Raw genomic sequence first — 16445 nt, 5'->3', positions numbered from 1 at the left:
CGTATCCAATCCAATACCCAAGATAGTTGCGCTTAGGATTGACGCAAGTTAGGCTTGTTCCAATTTCATTGACTTGTAATGATCGTTTTGGATAATGTAGCTCTTTTTGTCGTCAATTTATCTATAGGTTAAAAAATTTATGAATATTAGTAACATCGCAAACGTTGGTTTAATAGGAGTTACACTATTATTGTCCACATTTTCTATACAAGCGGCGAATCTAATAATTAATGGTGGTTTTGACACGCCTGGAGTTACGGAAAGTTTTTCTATCAACAACCCTACTGCGGTTCCTGGATGGACGGCTGTTGGTGCAGGTTCTAACACCCTTGATTGTCTGATCGTCTCTGGGGACACAGATAATCTTTGCGGTAGCTCCTTTGGTGGCGGGTTGACATTCTGGATCAATCCTGGATCTAGCCCCCTAGGCGGTAATTACGTCGGGATGGATTCTGATCGGGAGTTCAGTAAGCCGCTTACACAAACTGTTGACGGGTTGACTGTGGGACAACAATATGACATCTCTTTCTGGCAAGCGTCCGGCCAGCAGAAGGGTGATGCTTTTTTTGGCGTCACTACCGAGCAGTGGGAGGTTACGTTGGGTAGCCAGAGCCAATTCTCAACGTTGATGACCACCCCTTCACATGGCAGCATAGACTGGAATTTCCAGACATTGACATTTACTGCAACGGATACCAGTGAACTCCTAACCTTCTTCGCCAAAGGCACGCCCAGTGGACAACCACCTTTTGCCTTTTTGGACGGCATTTCTTTCCAAGAAAGCAACTCGGTACCAGAACCTGAAGCCTATACCTTGTTGGGTATTGGCTTATTGGGCATTTTGGCAGTCCGCAGACAGCAGAAGAATCGTTGTGCTTAATTGTTAAATTTATTGCTTTGTTTCAAGTTTGGACAGGGTAAATACTGCTCTACTCCGAGGGGATGCCGGTTATTGTGGTATCCCCTTTTTGCTGCTTTCTCCTATTGCATCGCCAGCCATGTTGTACGCAGTGCTTACCCTATCGTTATGAACAGCCAAGCAAATAGATTAACCCTATCTCTTTAAAAGCCCCCCCCCCTTAAATAATGCGCTTCCCTTCATTCAGCGCATCCAACGCCAATCTAGCACTTGCAAATCGGCCAAAAACATGATTTAAAGAGTGTTCATGCAAATTACGGAATTTATTATGAACACTCCGATTACTTGGCACGGAATCAAGCTGCATCATTGGTCCATGTTGCTGGCTCTGTGTCTTGCGTCTATCATCACGGCTTGCGAAAAAAACCAGCCGCAAACCATAGCCATCCAACAGGGCAGTAAGACGTTCATCAACGCGACGGTGTTGAGTGGTACGGTCAGCGATAAAAATGGCACGGTTAAGACGGGCAGCGTCGATTTGAATGACGCGCAAAACCATTTGCTCGTTAGTGCCGCGTTGGATAACGGGCATTACCGATTGGAAGTGCCCGAAAACACGGCTTTACCTGTGGTTCTCAGTGTCTCTACCGGAACCGGGGCTTTGCTTTCGGTGGTCGTTGATCCGTCCATCAACCAATATGACATTAATTCGCTAACCACCGCAATTGCCAAAAAAGCCCAAGCTTTAGGCGGTTACAGCCGCGCCAATATGGTGGTCGCCGCTGAAAGCATGATTAATGCACCGGATGCCAATAAAACTTCCACCGGTTTTCGCGGCGACCCGACCACCCAATATGGCGGTTGGCATTAACATGGTCGATGGGGAATTGCTTGCTTTAGCCGGACAACTGGGCCGTTTTTTGACGGCGCATGGCAAAATCATCACCGTTGCCGAATCTTGCACGGGTGGCTGGATTGCCCAAACTATCACAGATGTTCCTGGCAGTTCGGCATGGTTTGAGCGGGGTTTTGTAACCTACAGCAACCAGGCAAAAATTGATATGTTGGGCGTTAATCCACAAACAATTGAGCACTACGGGGCGGTTAGCGAAGAAACAGCAACGGAAATGGTGGCTGGCGCGTTGGTGCATAGCTCAGCAAATTGTGCCATTGCCGTTACGGGCGTCGCTGGCCCTGATGGGGGGGCGCCTGATAAACCGGTGGGTACGGTGTTTATTGCGTGGAAAAATAAAGGGGAAAAATCTATAGTCGTCAAAAAGCAGTTTTCTGGGGATAGGCATCAAATAAGGGCGCAATCAGTGAAAACTGCTCTTGAAGGCGCGTTTCGATAAGGGGGTTTCAGCAGTAACAAGCTTGCGATATAGTTAGATAATTAGATAGTATCTTTTGGCTAAAGGCAGGGAGTGGCGAGGTCAAAATCCAAATTCAGATTCATCAAAATCTTCAAATTGTTCCCTCAGTTGTTTCTTTTCCCAGTAGATTTCAATTTTTCTCCGCGCATCACGTTTAATCGTCTCTTTCTCAAGGCTTTCAGGCAAGGCGACAAAGTCGGCGTCGAAAATATCGTCATCATCATGATCTGGTTCTGCCGTATTGGGCGCGTTGGTTTTGGCGGCTGATTTAGGTGAGTTTTTAGTCATCTTAATTCCTATGTAATAAAAGCATTATTAAAATCCTATTATGTAGACTTGTAAATCAAAAATTTTTAGTATCTAACGATAAGCACATGAGTATGAATTTTATGGCAATTTATCATCCCCCATACCCTTTTTCAAATGGGTTTGTCCCATAGGTTCAAGGATAGTTGCGAGGGGGTTTTAATACGTCGATGACCTAAACGCTTAGGCCCGACTATTCAATTCAGTGAAAATTACTCAAAGCCTGTGGGTTTGGTTGGCTAAATTGAAAATAACATAATGATATTTAAAGTTTTTTACTTGAATCAAGAAACTTTGTTTGCCGGTTGTTTAAACTGGTTGTTTAAAATAGCTGGACTGGAATACCTAACTTACGATTTATCCGGTTTATGGCAATGAGCTTGACGCTATAAAAATTAGACAGGGTTGCTTTCCAACCAACGGACCACCGCCATAGGGTCGGGTGATAACAGCAAGGGTATAATCTCGTTGATTTCTTCGGCACTGCGATCCCACCATTTTGTGGCGAGTAATTTTTCTATAACGTCTGCATCGAACCTATAGCGTGTTACACGCGCTGGAACACCCGCAACAATGCTGTATGGCGGGACATCTTTTACAACGAGTGCGCGAGTTGCCACCACCGCGCCTGTCCCAATCGTAACCCCTGATAAAATAGAACAGTGTTGGGCCAGCCACACATCATGCCCGATATTGACATCCCCTTTTGTGTGCGGATGCCCCTTTATGCCGCGTCCATTTGCCCAGCCACGCTTTACCAAAACTGAAAAAGGATACGTTGTCACCCAATCTGTGCGGTGTTCATGTCCTAAAAATATCGTTGCACCCGTAGCGATGGAACAGTATTTGCCGATATTCAATTTTGATTGCCTTTTTCCTACCACGATAGGCTTTCCATAAGTGTATTCCCCTATAGACCAGCCAAAATCTTTAATTTCCTTGCTAAGAATGTTGGCGGTGTAAAACTTGTCTTGCTCGTCTAAAATCATAATTTAACTCTAGTGCTATTTAAAAGATGGCTGTATAAGCCGATGGGGATATTTTCATGCTATCCATTGGTGGCCGGCACCCGTTTTGCTAAAGCTGAGTTTAGGCGTTGCTCAAAACAACTCTGGATAAGCCTGTTTATTATTATAAAGGGAGGTGATTATTTTTAGTGACATATTTAGTTGCTTGGAATTGACAATAAATCCCCGGTTTTTTTATCGCCACACTGAAGCATTGCCTGGTGATCAATTCTTTGGTGAGGGCATTTTATATTCCGAAAATTCTTCAAAATGCCTTTTAAATTCAGTGCGTTGTTTTTGTTTTTCTGTTTCTAGCAGAGTAACAAGCAAGTTCCATATCGGGTGTTGGCTAGATGGCAATTGTTGCAAAAACTTAATTTGCACAGATAAATCCTGATGTGCGCCTAAATTATCTTGCACATGCTTCAAAACCTCCAGCAACGCTTGAATTTCTTGGTCATCATAAAATTTTTCAAAAAACTCCAACAAATAACGTAGATTTTTACAGCTTTTGCGGAGGTCGTGGTAAGCCTCGTCAGAGGCGTCTAGGGTGATCCCGTCGCCAAGTTTTAATATTGCCAGATACTTTTTTTGGATCCGTCCATCAGCTAAACGAAAAATACCGCTGTCGGCGAATTTAGCTTTGATGAGGTGCGCCGTGTTGAGGAAACGTTGCCAATCAGACAAAAGTTTTTCATAACGCTTGGAATCCAAAACCTCATACATTTCAGCGTAAGCCATTTTTTGTTCCGCCCAAAGCTGGTCGTTCAAGCGCATCAAGTCCGCTTCAACCGAAGAAGGCAACAGGGTTTTATAATGTTGCAAATTGACTAACTGGACGTCCATATCCCGCACTTTGCCGGTCTCCCCAAACAACCAAAAAAATTCGTCACGGAAATGGCTAATGTCCTGTTTATGGAAAACGGCTTCGAATTGGCTGATTAAACAGCGGGTGCGGCGGATGGCGACACGGTAATCATGCATATATTCGGTGTTGCCAGCATCTAAAACAGCGTGCTTATTTTTACGGATGGTGGCAAATAGCGTTAATAAAATAGCCGTTACGGCTGCTTTTATCGTGTCGTTTTTATGCAATGGATATTTTGTCATCATAGTGTCCCGCCAAGGGCATTGCCGTTATCAACGCCCAAAGATAGTTAAGATAAAGGGCGTTCTAAACGGTTAGATGTTTAGCCCCGCATTTGTCCGTTAATCGCCGCCACATCCTCCACCGCAGCCGCCATCAGAACCGCCACCATCTCCGTCTCCGCCACAGCCGCCACTGCACCCGCCGCCACAACCTATGTGGCTGGCGCAGTATCCGTTGCTGCCGGGGATGCAATGCAAGCGGTAAATAAACCCGCCTGGAACCGCAAGCTGTGCGTCTAGTGCGAACAATAACGGCAAATATTCGGGGGTTTTAGGGTTGATTTTTTCTTTAACACAAGCTAAACGCCAGGCGCGTTTGATGCCATCTTGCGCCAATGTTGGCCTGCTCATGGCTTCAGCGGGAGTGTGGTGTAAAAATCGCCCGAAGGCTTTTTGGCAAAATTGCTGGTAACTGCGGGTGAATAAAATGAACTCATGCCAAGCGTCGTCGACGATTTGTGAGGGCATCGAAACCATGCGGTGTTTGGCGCGGCTGCAACAATAAAAATAGTCCCGCAAGGCTTGGAAGACCAAATCCAGTTGCTGGTCTGTGAGGGTGGGATGCTTTTTTCTGAGCTTTTGCCGGATCGCGGGGTGGAAACGATAGCGTTCGATATAACTGAACTGCGAATACTGCCTGGCGATGGCATAAAGCGCAAACATGATGCTGGATATGACGATAACGGCAATTAACATCTGCATGTGGACACCTTTTAATTAAAAATATCAAGTTGCTGGCAAGATTGCTGTGAGCAAATTTTAAGTTATTGTACACTGTACGCACCTTTTAAATAGTTGATTTAAAAATCAATGTATAAGGTACGCATAGCGTACAGCGGATTGTAATAGCCGAAAAATTGACCGTTTGGAGTATAGATTTCCGCCCGAAAATAACAATAGGCGGTTTTGAAACTCATCACCGCCGTGTTCGTGTTCGCGGCCTTAGTCCTTCCCGCTTGGGTCAGGAACCTCGCCAAACGCGCTCCACAAAAAAGGCCAAAAACCGCATGAATCCGCCCATCTTACGATTGCATGATGTGCAAAAAACCTTTTACGCGGGTACGGTCAACGAAGTCCGCCCCCTGCGCGGCATCAGCTTGGACATAGCCGAAGGCGCGTTCGTGATGGTCTTGGGTGGCAATGGCCCAGGCAAATCGACCTTGCTGAACGCCTTGGCGGGCAGTTTTGAAATTGATGCCGGACGCATAGAATTGGACGGGCAAGAAATCAGCGATTGGCCTGAACACCGCCGCGCTGCATCCATAGGCCGCATCTTCCAAAATCCGTTTTCCGGCACGGCACCGCACATGTCGATACTGGATAATTTTTCCCTGGCGGCAAAACGCGGCAAACTGCGCGGCTTGGCATGGGCGCAATCTAGGCGGTTACGGCAAGCTTTGCAAGAACGGGTGCGCGAATTGGACATGGACTTGGAAGCGCGTCTGGACAGTCCGATAGGCCTGCTCTCCGGCGGCCAACGCCAAGCCTTGACCTTGCTGATGGCAACCTGGCTAAAACCGAAACTGCTTTTGCTGGACGAACACACCGCCGCGCTAGATCCGAAAAGTGCCGACCAAGTCTTGGCCTTAACCCAACGAGTCATCGCCGATGCCAAACTCACCACGCTGATGGTCACCCACTCCATGCAGCAAGCCGTGCACTTCGGCGACCGTATCGTCATGATGCACTGTGGCAAAGTTTTGCATGATTTTGATAGCGGGCAGAAGCAAAACCTGCAAATCGATGATTTGCTGGCTTGTTTCCATAATGCTAGCCAGGATGGGTGGGATTGATTGAGATTGTCCACGAAAGGCACGAAAAAACACGAAAACGGGATTAGGCTGAATAAGTGGGCTGGGATGTAGCAGGGCAAGCGTATATAAATTGCCATAAAAATGAGACTGGCAACACCAAAGCAAACGGCAATCACGATTGCAAACTTCCCCGCTGTTTTCAATCCCCCGCATTGCATCAACCCCCCCTTGTCTGTATCCTGCACACCCATGCAAATAAATCTAATTTCCGTCGGAAACCGTATGCCGGGCTGGGTGCTGGCGGGCTATGATGAATATGCCAAACGTCTGCCGCGTGAATGCGAACTGGTGCTGAAAGAAATCGCCCCTGGCAAACGCACCAAAAACAGCGATGTCGCGCGGATAGTCCGTGACGAAGGCGAGCGGATGATCGCGGCGATTCCCTCCGGTGCGCATATTGTCACCTTGGATATTCCCGGCAAACCGTGGACAACACCTGAATTGGCCGAAGCGATGAGCCGTTGGTTGGCGGGCGGGCAATCGGTGGCCTTGCTGGTGGGCGGGCCGGAAGGCTTGGCCGTCGCCGCCCGCCAAAAGGCGCATGAATCCTGGAGCCTGTCGAAACTGACGTTTCCGCATCCATTAGTGCGGATTATTGTTGCCGAACAGCTTTATCGGGCATGGAGCTTGTTAAACAACCACCCTTACCATCGCTAATGACGACACAGCTTATTTTAGCCTCCGCTTCCCCGCGCCGCCGCGAACTCTTAGATCAAATTTGCATCAATTACCACGTTTGCCCTGTTGATATAGATGAAACCCCGTTGCCTGATGAAGCCCCGTTGGCTTATGTCCAGCGCATGGCGGCGGAAAAATCTGCTGCGGGTGTCGCCCAGTATGGTGCACAGCTTCCGGTTTTAGCCGCCGACACCACCGTGGTGTTGCTGGGCAGGATTATGGGCAAGCCTAGGGATAAAGACGATGCGCTAGAGATGCTGCGGTCATTGTCCGGCAATCGCCATCAGGTTTTCACGTCAGTGTCTTTGCGGGGGCGGCAACACGGCGAGGCGGTGAGCATCACCGAGGTGACGTTCCGCTGTTTGACAGATGCAGAAATAGTGGCTTACTGGGAAAGCGGGGAGCCGCAGGACAAAGCCGGGGCCTATGCGATACAAGGCCGGGGCGGCGTTTTTGTCGAGTCCATTACAGGCAGTTTTTCTGGCGTGGTCGGTTTGCCGGTGTTTGAAACCGCACAACTTTTAGCCCAACAAGGTATTAATTGTTTCATAAGTAATCGCCGGAACAATTTTGAAATTTAAGGTGCGATTACTTATGAAACAATTAATATAACAATTTTCAAATGAGTGAAGAGATTTTAATTAATGTGACGCCACCGGAAACGCGGGTGGCGGTCATTGAGAACGGCGTTGTGCAAGAGCTGATTATCGAACGCACCCGCGAACGTGGATTGGTCGGCAATATCTATAAAGGTGAAGTGTGCCGTGTCTTGCCGGGTATGCAGGCGGCGTTTGTTGATATTGGCCTGGACAAGGCGGCATTTTTGCATTTGTCTGATTTATGCAGCAAGGATCTGGAAAAGAAAGCTTCGGAAAATATCGAACATTACCTGCATGAAGGCCAGCCGATTGTCGTGCAGGTGGTTAAAGACCCGCTGGGCACTAAGGGTGCCAGGCTGACGACAGAAATAGCGATTCCGTCGCGCTATCAGGTTTACATGCCTTATTCGCAAAATTCCGGCGTTTCGCAACGCATTGAATGTGAAGCTGAACGGGTGCGTTTGCGGGCCTGCCTTGATGGTTTCAGAAAAGAAAATGAATGCGGCGGTTTTATCGCCAGGACGGCGGCCGAATGCGCGGAAGAATCGGTGCTGGTTGCCGATATGACGTTTTTGCTGAAATTGTGGGAATCCATTTCGGAAAAAATCACCAATGCGAAACCTAAAGAATTTATCCATAACGATTTGCCGCTCAGCGTCCGCACCTTGCGTGATTTGTACAAAGAAGGCATAGACCGGGTGCGTGTGGACTCGCGGGAAACCTACCAGCGCATGATGGAATTTGCCGAGATTTTTGTCCCTGAAATCGTCCCCGTACTGGAGCATTACAGTGGGGAATGTCCGGTGTTTGACATTTATAGCGTTGAGGACGAAATCAAAAAGGCATTGGAACGCAAGGTGAAATTAAAATCCGGCGGGCATTTGGTGTTTGACCAAACCGAAGCGATGACGACGGTCGATGTCAATACCGGCGGTTATGTCGGCGGGCGTAATCTGGAAGAGACCATTTTCAAAACCAATCTGGAAGCGGCGCAAACCATCGCCCGGCAACTTCGGCTACGCAACCTTGGCGGTATCATCATCATTGATTTTATCGACATGAAAAGCGAAGACCATAAAAAGCAAGTGTTGCAAGCGTTGGAAAGGCATTTGGAAAAAGACCGCGCCAAAACCAAAATCACCGAAGTGTCGATTTTGGGTTTGGTGGAAATGACCCGCAAACGTACCCGCGAAAGCCTCGAACATATCCTTTGCGAGCCGTGCAATGCCTGCGGCGGGCGAGGGGTGTTGAAAACTGCCGAGACCATGTGCCTGGAAATTTTCCGTGAAATTATCCGCGAGGTCAGGTTATATAAAGTGCAGACCTTGCTGGTGTTGGCTTCCAATGCGGTCGTGGAAATGTTGCTTGATGAAGAAGCGGACATGTTGGCGGAACTGGAGACGTTTTTGGGCGTACAAATCAAGTTCCGGGCCGAATCGCAGTACAATCAGGAGCAGTACGATATTGTGCTGCTTTAACCGGCTGGCAGGCATGATGCTCCTCATGGCACAGAGACGGCATGGGCTTATAGCTCCCTCGGATTAACCACGCTTAAGCATGATTCACCATATCCATCGCGTATCGCGGCATCTTGTGTTTTGGTCATTACTGGCGGTTGCCGTGGGCTTGACTGGCTTGCGGCTAGTGTTGCCGGGTGTTGACAGTTATAAAGCCAATCTGGCGGGCCATGTCAGCGAACTGCTAGGCGCACCGGTCAGCATCGGTCATCTGCGGGCTAAGATGCGCGGGTTTAGCCCCGAATTGGTGTTGACCGACATCACCGTGCATTCCCAAGCCACCGCCTTAGAGCCGGTGGTGGCCTTGCGCGAAATACGCTTGGGCCTGGATTTGCTGGAAACCGTGTTCAGCCAGGATTTGTTGTCATCTGCGTGGGTGACGCTGGTCGGTGCAAAGTTTTCCGTTTACCGCAAAGATGATGGTAGTTTTGCCGTGTTGGGCTTGAAGTCAGGCGGCGGGCAGCCGGATTGGTTGTGGCAAGGCCGTAAATTTGAAATCTTGCAAAGTGAGATCGACTGGCATGGCCTAGCCAACAAACAGCATCCGCTTAAATTGGAAGCCGTCGATTTGGTGGTCATCAACCGGCAACAGCAGCATCGGATCAACGTGCTTGCCAAGCTGCCGGACTATTACGGTGAATCGTTCAAGGCCGCGATTGATTTTTCCGGCAATCCGTTTGTCGCCGGAGCGATGAACGGCAAGGCGTTTCTTGACGCCAAGCAACTCAAACTCGGTGCACATTTGCCCAGTGACTGGACCAGCGCCCAGGGCATTTCAATGAATGCCGGACTCGCCGATGTACAGATTTGGAGCCAGTTGGAGCATTCGCATTTGACCGCAGTCGCTGGCAAGATCGGACTGCAACAGGCGAAGCTGTCACGGCAAAATCACGGGCAATTGGCGTTCACGTCAATGCAGACGGATTTTCGTTGGCAACAGGACGAAAACACCCGCGCTTGGCGGCTGGACGTCCCGCATTTTTCCCTGCAAACCTCAAATACCCAACAACCCTCATCAGCGGCTTTCAGGTTTTCAGGCCAACAATCGGCTAAGGCCGGACTGCAAAAAATCGCCCTGTTTATCAGTCAGTTTGACATACAGCAGGCGGTGCGCACCTGGCTGTTTTTCGCCCCGCAGCCGGACGAAAAAATCGCCGCCATCGCCGCAGCCAACCCCGTCGGTGATTTGGAAAAACTGACGTTGTTTGTCAATCTCAAAGACCGCACGGCGGCTATCAATGGCAATTTTAAAGGCATCAGCTTCGCGCCCTTTGCATCGGTGCCGGGTGTGGAAAATCTTACCGGCCACATCAAAGGCACCGATAAACACGGTGTCGTAGCCTTGCATACCCACGATGCCCGCATCAAATCACCCGCTTATTTTCGTGAAGCATTGGTGGTCAAAAGCCTTGATGGCCTGCTTGATTGGCGGCAATATGCCAACTTTTGGCAGCTCTCCAGCCGTAAGCTGAATGTGGGTTTGCTAGGCTTGCAAAGTGAAAGCCGTTGGCAATTGAAGCTTGCCAAGCACGATGCGTTGCCATTTTTAGATTTGCAAATGGCTTTGGTCTGTGGCGATGTCAGCCAGATGAAGCATTATTTTCCGGTTGGGTTCATGAAACCAGCCGATACCGATTGGCTGGACAGGGCTTTTGTGCAGGGGCAAATCAAAAAAGGCCGCTTATTGTTCGTCGGCGCTTTAGGGCAGCCACTCGCCAGCCATGTGCGGGATGACGGGATGGCCGGGAAGCATAAAAAAACCTTGGAAGCTGCTTTATCCCCGCAAACCGGCATCCTTCCCCCCGTTGATGCTGTTGCGGTTGAAGCCAGCGAAATGCTCGGCGGCGGTTTGTTTGAAGCTTCGCTTGATGTCGAGCATTTGGAATTGGAGTACGCGCCTGGCTGGCCGCGGATCAATGAAATTAACGGGCGGCTCAACTTTCTCCAGACCCGTATGGAAGCCTCGGCTTACGAAGGCCACAACAACCAGCTCAAGGCCAGCAAGGTCGTGGTGGTCAATCCGTCGGTAGGCAAAAGCAAACAATTGCTGGTGCAAGGCGACGTGGACGGCGAGATCGCCCAAGCCCTGGCGTTTTTGAAAAACACGCCTTTGCGTCCCCGTATCGCCTCGGTCGCCGATGCCATTGCCACCCAAGGCAACACCAAAGTCAGCCTGGATTTGCTGTTGCCGCTGGCTTATGGCGTCCAGCCTAAAGTCGATGGCAAGGCCACGCTAAACCAAGCCCAATTGACCGTGAAGGCATTGGATTTGCCGGTTAAACGCATCAACGGCTTGTTAAAATTCAATGAACACGGCATTTATAGCGACACCATCAAGGCGGTCGCGTTAAATCATCCGGTGCAGATCAACATCGCCAGCAACTCAGGACAGACCAGCTTACGCGCGTTTGGATACGCGACACTCGATGATATTGAACAACAATTTGGCTTGCCCACTGCCAATATCGCGGATGGCGGATTGGATTATCAATTGACATTCCGCTTGCCCTTGGATGATATGCCGACAGACCTTGTGGTCGAATCCGATCTGGTCGGGGTGGAATTGAAATTGCCCGGGACGTTGGCTAAATCCCGCGACGAACAGCAAGCACTCAAAATTGTTTTTGGTCTCAATGATATTGCCTCCATGCCGATTACCGTCGCCTACCGTAATGACCTGAAAGCCGTCCTGCAATTTGATACGGCTAAACAACGCATTGTTGCCGGACATATCCTGCTCGGCACAGGCGAGGCCATACCCCAACAACAGGCCGGGCTTAAACTGGAAATCAACCATAAGCAATTGGATTTAAAAGAGGGTTTGGACTGGGCGGCGGCCGGGCAAGGTGGCGGTCTTGCCATCAGGGAAATTAACATCCATAGCGATCAGGCCACTTGGGGCCTAACCCCGTTAGGCAGGTTTGATTTGGCTCTGAAGCCGGACGGAAAGCAGTGGTCAGGGCATATCAACAGTGCTTTTGCGGTCGGCGATATACAGATACCGGCCAGTATTGGCCCCGATAGCACCATCCGTCTTGATATGGCATCGCTGGATCTTTCCATCATAAAACAATTGCGTGGGCGGCAAAGTGGCCTTGAACCGGTCATTTCGCCACAAGCCATGCCGCTGTTGGCGATGAGCAGCGATAAGACGTTATGGCAGTCCTTGGATTTGGGGGCTTTGGTTTTTGAAACGGGGCGTGTGCCGGACGGTATCACGATCAAGACCTTACAACTGGATGGCGTGGCGCAGAAATTGTCGGTATCTGGCGGCTGGACGGTCAAAAACCACCAGGCCGAGACCGAATTGAAGGGGCATTTGGAAATGCCCCATGCCGGACAGTTGCTGGCGCAACTCGATATTACCCACGATCTGGTGGACACCAGCGCGGCAATTGATTTTGCCGGTAAATGGTCGGGTGCGCCCCAGCAATTTTCGTTGGCTGGTTTACAAGGCAATGTCGATCTGGATTTTACCGAAGGACGTATTTTAAGCATCGAACCGGGTTTAGGGCGGGTGTTGGGTATTTTGGCAATGGAGCAATGGTTAAAACGCCTGCAACTCGATTTCCGTGATCTTTACGAGGAAGGCTTGACTTTTAATTCCATTAAAGGACATTTTACGCTTGCCGATGGCAAAGCAGTGACCCACGATTTAACCGTCGATGCGATTCCAGCCAAAATCACCATCACCGGCGTGACCGATTTCATCAGCAAAACGCTGGACCAACAAGCTAGCGTCATTCCCAAAAGTGCCGACGCACTGCCTATTGCTGGTACAATTATGGATAAAGTCACCTTGTTGGTGGCGCGTACCTTGACCGGCGATGACCAGGACGGTTTTTTGCTGGGTTCGCAATACCAGTTGCAAGGAAAGTGGGACGCCCCGCAAGTGATCCCGCTACATGATAATGATGGTGTCGTGCCAAAAATTTGGAGCGGATTGACGGATTTTTTCTGGTTGGGGCAAACTGATAAACAACAATCCAAATAAACAAAGAGGGACAGTATGAATTTATGTGCCGCTATCCAGATGGTTTCCAGCCCTGATGTCGAAGCCAACCTGCTTGACGCTGAAAAATTGATCGCCGAAGCCGCCGCCGCCGGGGCAAAATTGGTGGCCTTGCCGGAAAATTTTGCGTTGATGGGCTTGCATGAACTGGATAAGCTTAAAATAAAAGAAGTGGATGGTACCGGACCCATACAAGATTTTCTGGCGATGGCCGCCAAAAAATATTCCGTCTGGGTGATTGCCGGAACCCTGCCTATTGCTGGCGATGCCGACAATAAAGTGCGTGCCGCCTGTTTGGTTTATAACGATAGCGGTGGGCGCGTCGGCCGTTATGACAAAATCCATCTGTTTGATGTCAGTGTGCCGGGAACCGAAGAAGTCTACCGTGAATCGGCGTCGATTGAAGCGGGTAACGATCTGGTCATTGTCGATTCCCCGTTTGGCCGCATAGGTTTGGCCGTTTGTTATGATTTACGCTTCCCTGAATTTTTCCGTATGTTGAGTCCGCAAGGCGTCGATATTTTGGTGATTCCGGCGGCATTTACCGCCGAAACCGGCGCGGCGCATTGGGAAGTGTTGCTAAGGGCACGGGCGATTGAAAATTTGTGTTATGTCATCGCGCCTAACCAAGGCGGTGTGCATGGTAATGGCAGGAAAACTTTTGGGCATAGCATGGTCATCGACCCTTGGGGCGTCGTCCTGGATTGCTGCCCAAGCGGTAGGGGTTTTGCCATTGCCACTATTGACCCTGACCGCCTGAAGCAAGTCCGTAGCGCGTTCCCGGTTTTGAACCATCGATGTTTTGTGTGTGAGTGATATGACTTTGAATGACCTGAAAGCCGTAGCAAAAAGTTTCTTGTTGGCATTGATGCTGACAGCCTGTGGTGGTGACGACCCGCGTTACCGGAGCACCGAAATCCTTGAGCGTCCGCCAATATTGGCGACGCATAAACAAGCGGCGGATGAGCTTGTGATAGTTGAAGATGACAGCATCATCCCGGAAAAAAAACATAAAAAAGGTTTGGAGGATGATGTGTACCTGACATCGTCCAAGCCGCCGGTCATCAACATCAAACAACCATTTGACACCGCCTGGAATACCATCAGCCAGGCCCTTACCCAAAGTGAAATCAAAATCACCGACCAAGTGCGTGACAAAGGCCAGTATTTTGTTTCCTACAATCCGGGCACGTTGATTGGCATGTTCTCGTCTTTGGTCACCAAACAAGAAAAAGAAGTCATTTATGTGCTGACGGTTGACAAGAACGGCCAAGAAACCCGTGTCACCGTCAAAAAAGCCACTCCCGCCGAACAAAGCAGTGCGTTGGAAAAAACCGCTTATGACGCGGAAGCCGATGATGATGCCGATGCTTTGTTATATAAGATCTTTGAAACCATGCGTGATGATTTGCTGACGGTATAACAGCCTAAGGGCTTTAAGGCTTCAAAAGCCTGAAAGGCCTTTTCCCACACCAACGCGCTCCCTACATTAACTACAATAACCGCCGACGTTTATTTTGAGCATCCGGCGCGGATAACCCTATGAACTTATTAAACCTTGCCAGACAAGCCATCCTGACACCTGTCGGCTTCCAGGACAGCGATATTGAAACCATCATGGGCCGTTTGCTCAGCGTCCCCGTTGATGCCGCCGATATTTATTTCCAATCCACCCGCTCCGAATCGTGGATCATGGAAGGCGGGATCATCAAAGAGGGCAGCCACAATATCGAACAAGGCGCGGGAGTCCGCGCCGTGGCGGGTGAAAAAACCGGATTTGCCTACAGTGACCGCATTGAATTGCCGGTCTTGTTAGAAGCGGCGAATAATGTCAATGCCATACTCAGACACGGGCAGGACGTGCAAGCCGGCATAAAACTGGCCCCCAATCCAGTGTGTTATTATCCGTTTGCCAATCCCTTAAAATCATTGGACGACCCGCAAAAAATAGCCTTGCTGCAAAAAGTCGAGAGCGAGACCCGCAAACTGGACAGCCGCATCGAAGAAGTTATCGTCAGCTTGATCGGTGTCCATGAAAGCATTCTGGTCGCCAACCAAGATGGTACGTTGGCGGCGGATATCCGGCCTTTGGTGCGGATGAACGTGACCGTCATCGTGGTCGAAAACGGTCGCCGCGAACAAGGCAGTATGGGGGGCGGTGGACGTTCTGATTACCAGTATTTTCTCGCCGAAGACCGCGCTATCGGCTATGGACGCGAAGCAGTGCGCTTGGCATTGGTCAATCTGGAAGCCGGCGAAGCACCCGCCGGTAATATGACAGTTGTTTTGGGGCCAGGCTGGCCCGGCATTTTGCTGCATGAAGCCATAGGCCACGGACTGGAAGGCGATTTCAACCGTAAAGGCACGTCGGCGTTCAGCGGCCGCGTCGGCGAGCGGGTCGCGTCGGATTTATGCACGGTCGTTGATGACGGGACTTTGCCAGGGCGGCGCGGTTCTTTGAGCATAGACGATGAAGGCACGCCGACCGAACAAACCGTGCTGATTGAAAACGGCATCCTCAAAGGCTATATGCAGGACAAGCTCAACGCCCGTTTGATGGGCGTAAAACCCACCGGCAACGGACGGCGTGAATCTTACGCCAGCCTGCCCATGCCGCGCATGACCAATACTTATATGCTGCCAGGCCCGCACGATCCTGAAGAAATTATCAAATCCGTCAAAAAAGGCTTGTACGCCAAGAATTTCGCCGGTGGACAAGTGGACATCACATCCGGCAAATTTGTCTTTTCCGCCAGTGAAGCCTATTTGATCGAAGACGGCAAAATCACCCGTCCCGTGAAAGGCGCGACTTTGATAGGCAACGGCCCGGATGTGTTGACCAAAGTGTCTATGGTCGGCAATGATTTGGAACTGGACAGCGGTGTCGGCACTTGCGGAAAGGACGGGCAAAGCGTACCCGTCGGTGTCGGCCAGCCGACCTTGAAAATTGATGGCTTGACGGTGGGGGGAACCAGCGTCTAGCCCTTTGTGTGGCGGCGGCCGGCTGGTCGTCTGGAGCGCGTATCATCTAAAACTAAGGATTTGGCTAAAAATAACTTCCCTGAACCATTCTTGAAACCCTAGACCTGACAGGTTTCAAAAACCTGTCAGGTCTTAATATCGGGAAGTTA

Annotated in this window: 15 protein-coding genes; 11 read left to right on the top strand and 4 right to left on the bottom strand. The window is 49.9% G+C overall.

Features of this window, described 5'->3' with window-relative positions:
• The first annotated feature begins 139 nt into the window (after window positions 1-139).
• The 3 genes from PHH59_RS00340 to PHH59_RS00330 all read left to right on the top strand — a co-directional run bounded on the left by PHH59_RS00340 (window position 140) and on the right by PHH59_RS00330 (window position 2211).
• Window positions 140-880: a PEP-CTERM sorting domain-containing protein gene (locus PHH59_RS00340; protein WP_300009459.1), complete on the top strand. Its 741-nt coding sequence runs from the start codon at window positions 140-142 to the stop codon at window positions 878-880.
• Between the two features lie 307 nt (window positions 881-1187).
• On the top strand, window positions 1188-1730 hold the full coding sequence (locus tag PHH59_RS00335; RefSeq protein WP_300009456.1) for a hypothetical protein: 543 nt from the start codon (window positions 1188-1190) through the stop codon (window positions 1728-1730).
• Window positions 1714-2211 carry a CinA family protein gene (locus PHH59_RS00330; RefSeq protein ID WP_300009453.1) on the top strand — a complete coding sequence of 166 codons (498 nt, stop codon included), beginning with the start codon at window positions 1714-1716 and terminating at the stop codon, window positions 2209-2211. The genes PHH59_RS00335 and PHH59_RS00330 overlap by 17 nt, the downstream gene beginning before the upstream one ends.
• An 81-nt stretch (window positions 2212-2292) precedes the next feature.
• Here the strand turns inward: PHH59_RS00330 and PHH59_RS00325 are convergent, their stop codons facing one another.
• The 4 genes from PHH59_RS00325 to PHH59_RS00310 form a co-directional block, all read right to left on the bottom strand.
• The gene (locus tag PHH59_RS00325; protein ID WP_300009450.1) at window positions 2293-2520 is read right to left on the bottom strand and encodes a PA3496 family putative envelope integrity protein; all 228 of its coding nucleotides are present in this window, start codon (window positions 2518-2520) and stop codon (window positions 2293-2295) included.
• 413 nt (window positions 2521-2933) lie between these two features.
• Window positions 2934-3527 carry a CatB-related O-acetyltransferase gene (locus PHH59_RS00320; protein ID WP_300009447.1) on the bottom strand — a complete coding sequence of 198 codons (594 nt, stop codon included), beginning with the start codon at window positions 3525-3527 and terminating at the stop codon, window positions 2934-2936.
• A 243-nt stretch (window positions 3528-3770) separates the two neighbouring features.
• Entirely contained in the window at window positions 3771-4658 is an 888-nt protein-coding gene (locus tag PHH59_RS00315) for a CHAD domain-containing protein (protein WP_300009444.1), read from the bottom strand.
• Between the two features lie 96 nt (window positions 4659-4754).
• On the bottom strand, window positions 4755-5396 hold the full coding sequence (locus tag PHH59_RS00310) for a hypothetical protein (protein ID WP_300009442.1): 642 nt from the start codon (window positions 5394-5396) through the stop codon (window positions 4755-4757).
• A 305-nt stretch (window positions 5397-5701) separates the two neighbouring features.
• On the opposite strand from PHH59_RS00310, the gene PHH59_RS00305 reads away from it, so the two are divergent.
• The 8 genes from PHH59_RS00305 (at window position 5702) to tldD (ending at window position 16296) form a co-directional block, all read left to right on the top strand.
• Window positions 5702-6487 (top strand): ATP-binding cassette domain-containing protein, encoded by a 786-nt coding sequence (locus PHH59_RS00305; protein WP_300009439.1) that lies wholly within the window; start codon window positions 5702-5704, stop codon window positions 6485-6487.
• Between the two features lie 210 nt (window positions 6488-6697).
• The gene (gene rlmH, locus PHH59_RS00300) at window positions 6698-7165 is read left to right on the top strand and encodes a 23S rRNA (pseudouridine(1915)-N(3))-methyltransferase RlmH (RefSeq protein WP_300009436.1); all 468 of its coding nucleotides are present in this window, start codon (window positions 6698-6700) and stop codon (window positions 7163-7165) included.
• Window positions 7165-7767 carry a Maf family protein gene (locus tag PHH59_RS00295; RefSeq protein WP_300009433.1) on the top strand — a complete coding sequence of 201 codons (603 nt, stop codon included), beginning with the start codon at window positions 7165-7167 and terminating at the stop codon, window positions 7765-7767. Before rlmH ends, PHH59_RS00295 begins: the two co-directional genes overlap by 1 nt.
• A 41-nt stretch (window positions 7768-7808) precedes the next feature.
• Window positions 7809-9263, top strand: a complete 1455-nt coding sequence (gene rng, locus PHH59_RS00290) for a ribonuclease G (RefSeq protein ID WP_300009430.1) — start codon at window positions 7809-7811, stop codon at window positions 9261-9263.
• Window positions 9264-9342: 79 nt separating this feature from the next.
• The gene (locus tag PHH59_RS00285; RefSeq protein WP_300009428.1) at window positions 9343-13296 is read left to right on the top strand and encodes a DUF3971 domain-containing protein; all 3954 of its coding nucleotides are present in this window, start codon (window positions 9343-9345) and stop codon (window positions 13294-13296) included.
• Window positions 13297-13311: 15 nt separating this feature from the next.
• Window positions 13312-14130 (top strand): carbon-nitrogen hydrolase family protein, encoded by an 819-nt coding sequence (locus PHH59_RS00280; protein ID WP_300009425.1) that lies wholly within the window; start codon window positions 13312-13314, stop codon window positions 14128-14130.
• 1 nt (window position 14131) lies between these two features.
• Window positions 14132-14737 carry an outer membrane protein assembly factor BamC gene (gene bamC / locus PHH59_RS00275; protein WP_300009421.1) on the top strand — a complete coding sequence of 202 codons (606 nt, stop codon included), beginning with the start codon at window positions 14132-14134 and terminating at the stop codon, window positions 14735-14737.
• A gap of 119 nt (window positions 14738-14856) precedes the next feature.
• Window positions 14857-16296 carry a metalloprotease TldD gene (gene tldD, locus PHH59_RS00270; RefSeq protein ID WP_300009419.1) on the top strand — a complete coding sequence of 480 codons (1440 nt, stop codon included), beginning with the start codon at window positions 14857-14859 and terminating at the stop codon, window positions 16294-16296.
• Window positions 16297-16445: the final 149 nt, after the last annotated feature.

The organism is Methylovulum sp. (assembly GCF_028687615.1).
Classification (GTDB): Bacteria; Pseudomonadota; Gammaproteobacteria; order Methylococcales; family Methylomonadaceae; genus Methylovulum.
Note: the sequence above shows the minus strand (reverse complement) of the source record. Positions and strands in the feature narration are given on the sequence as shown.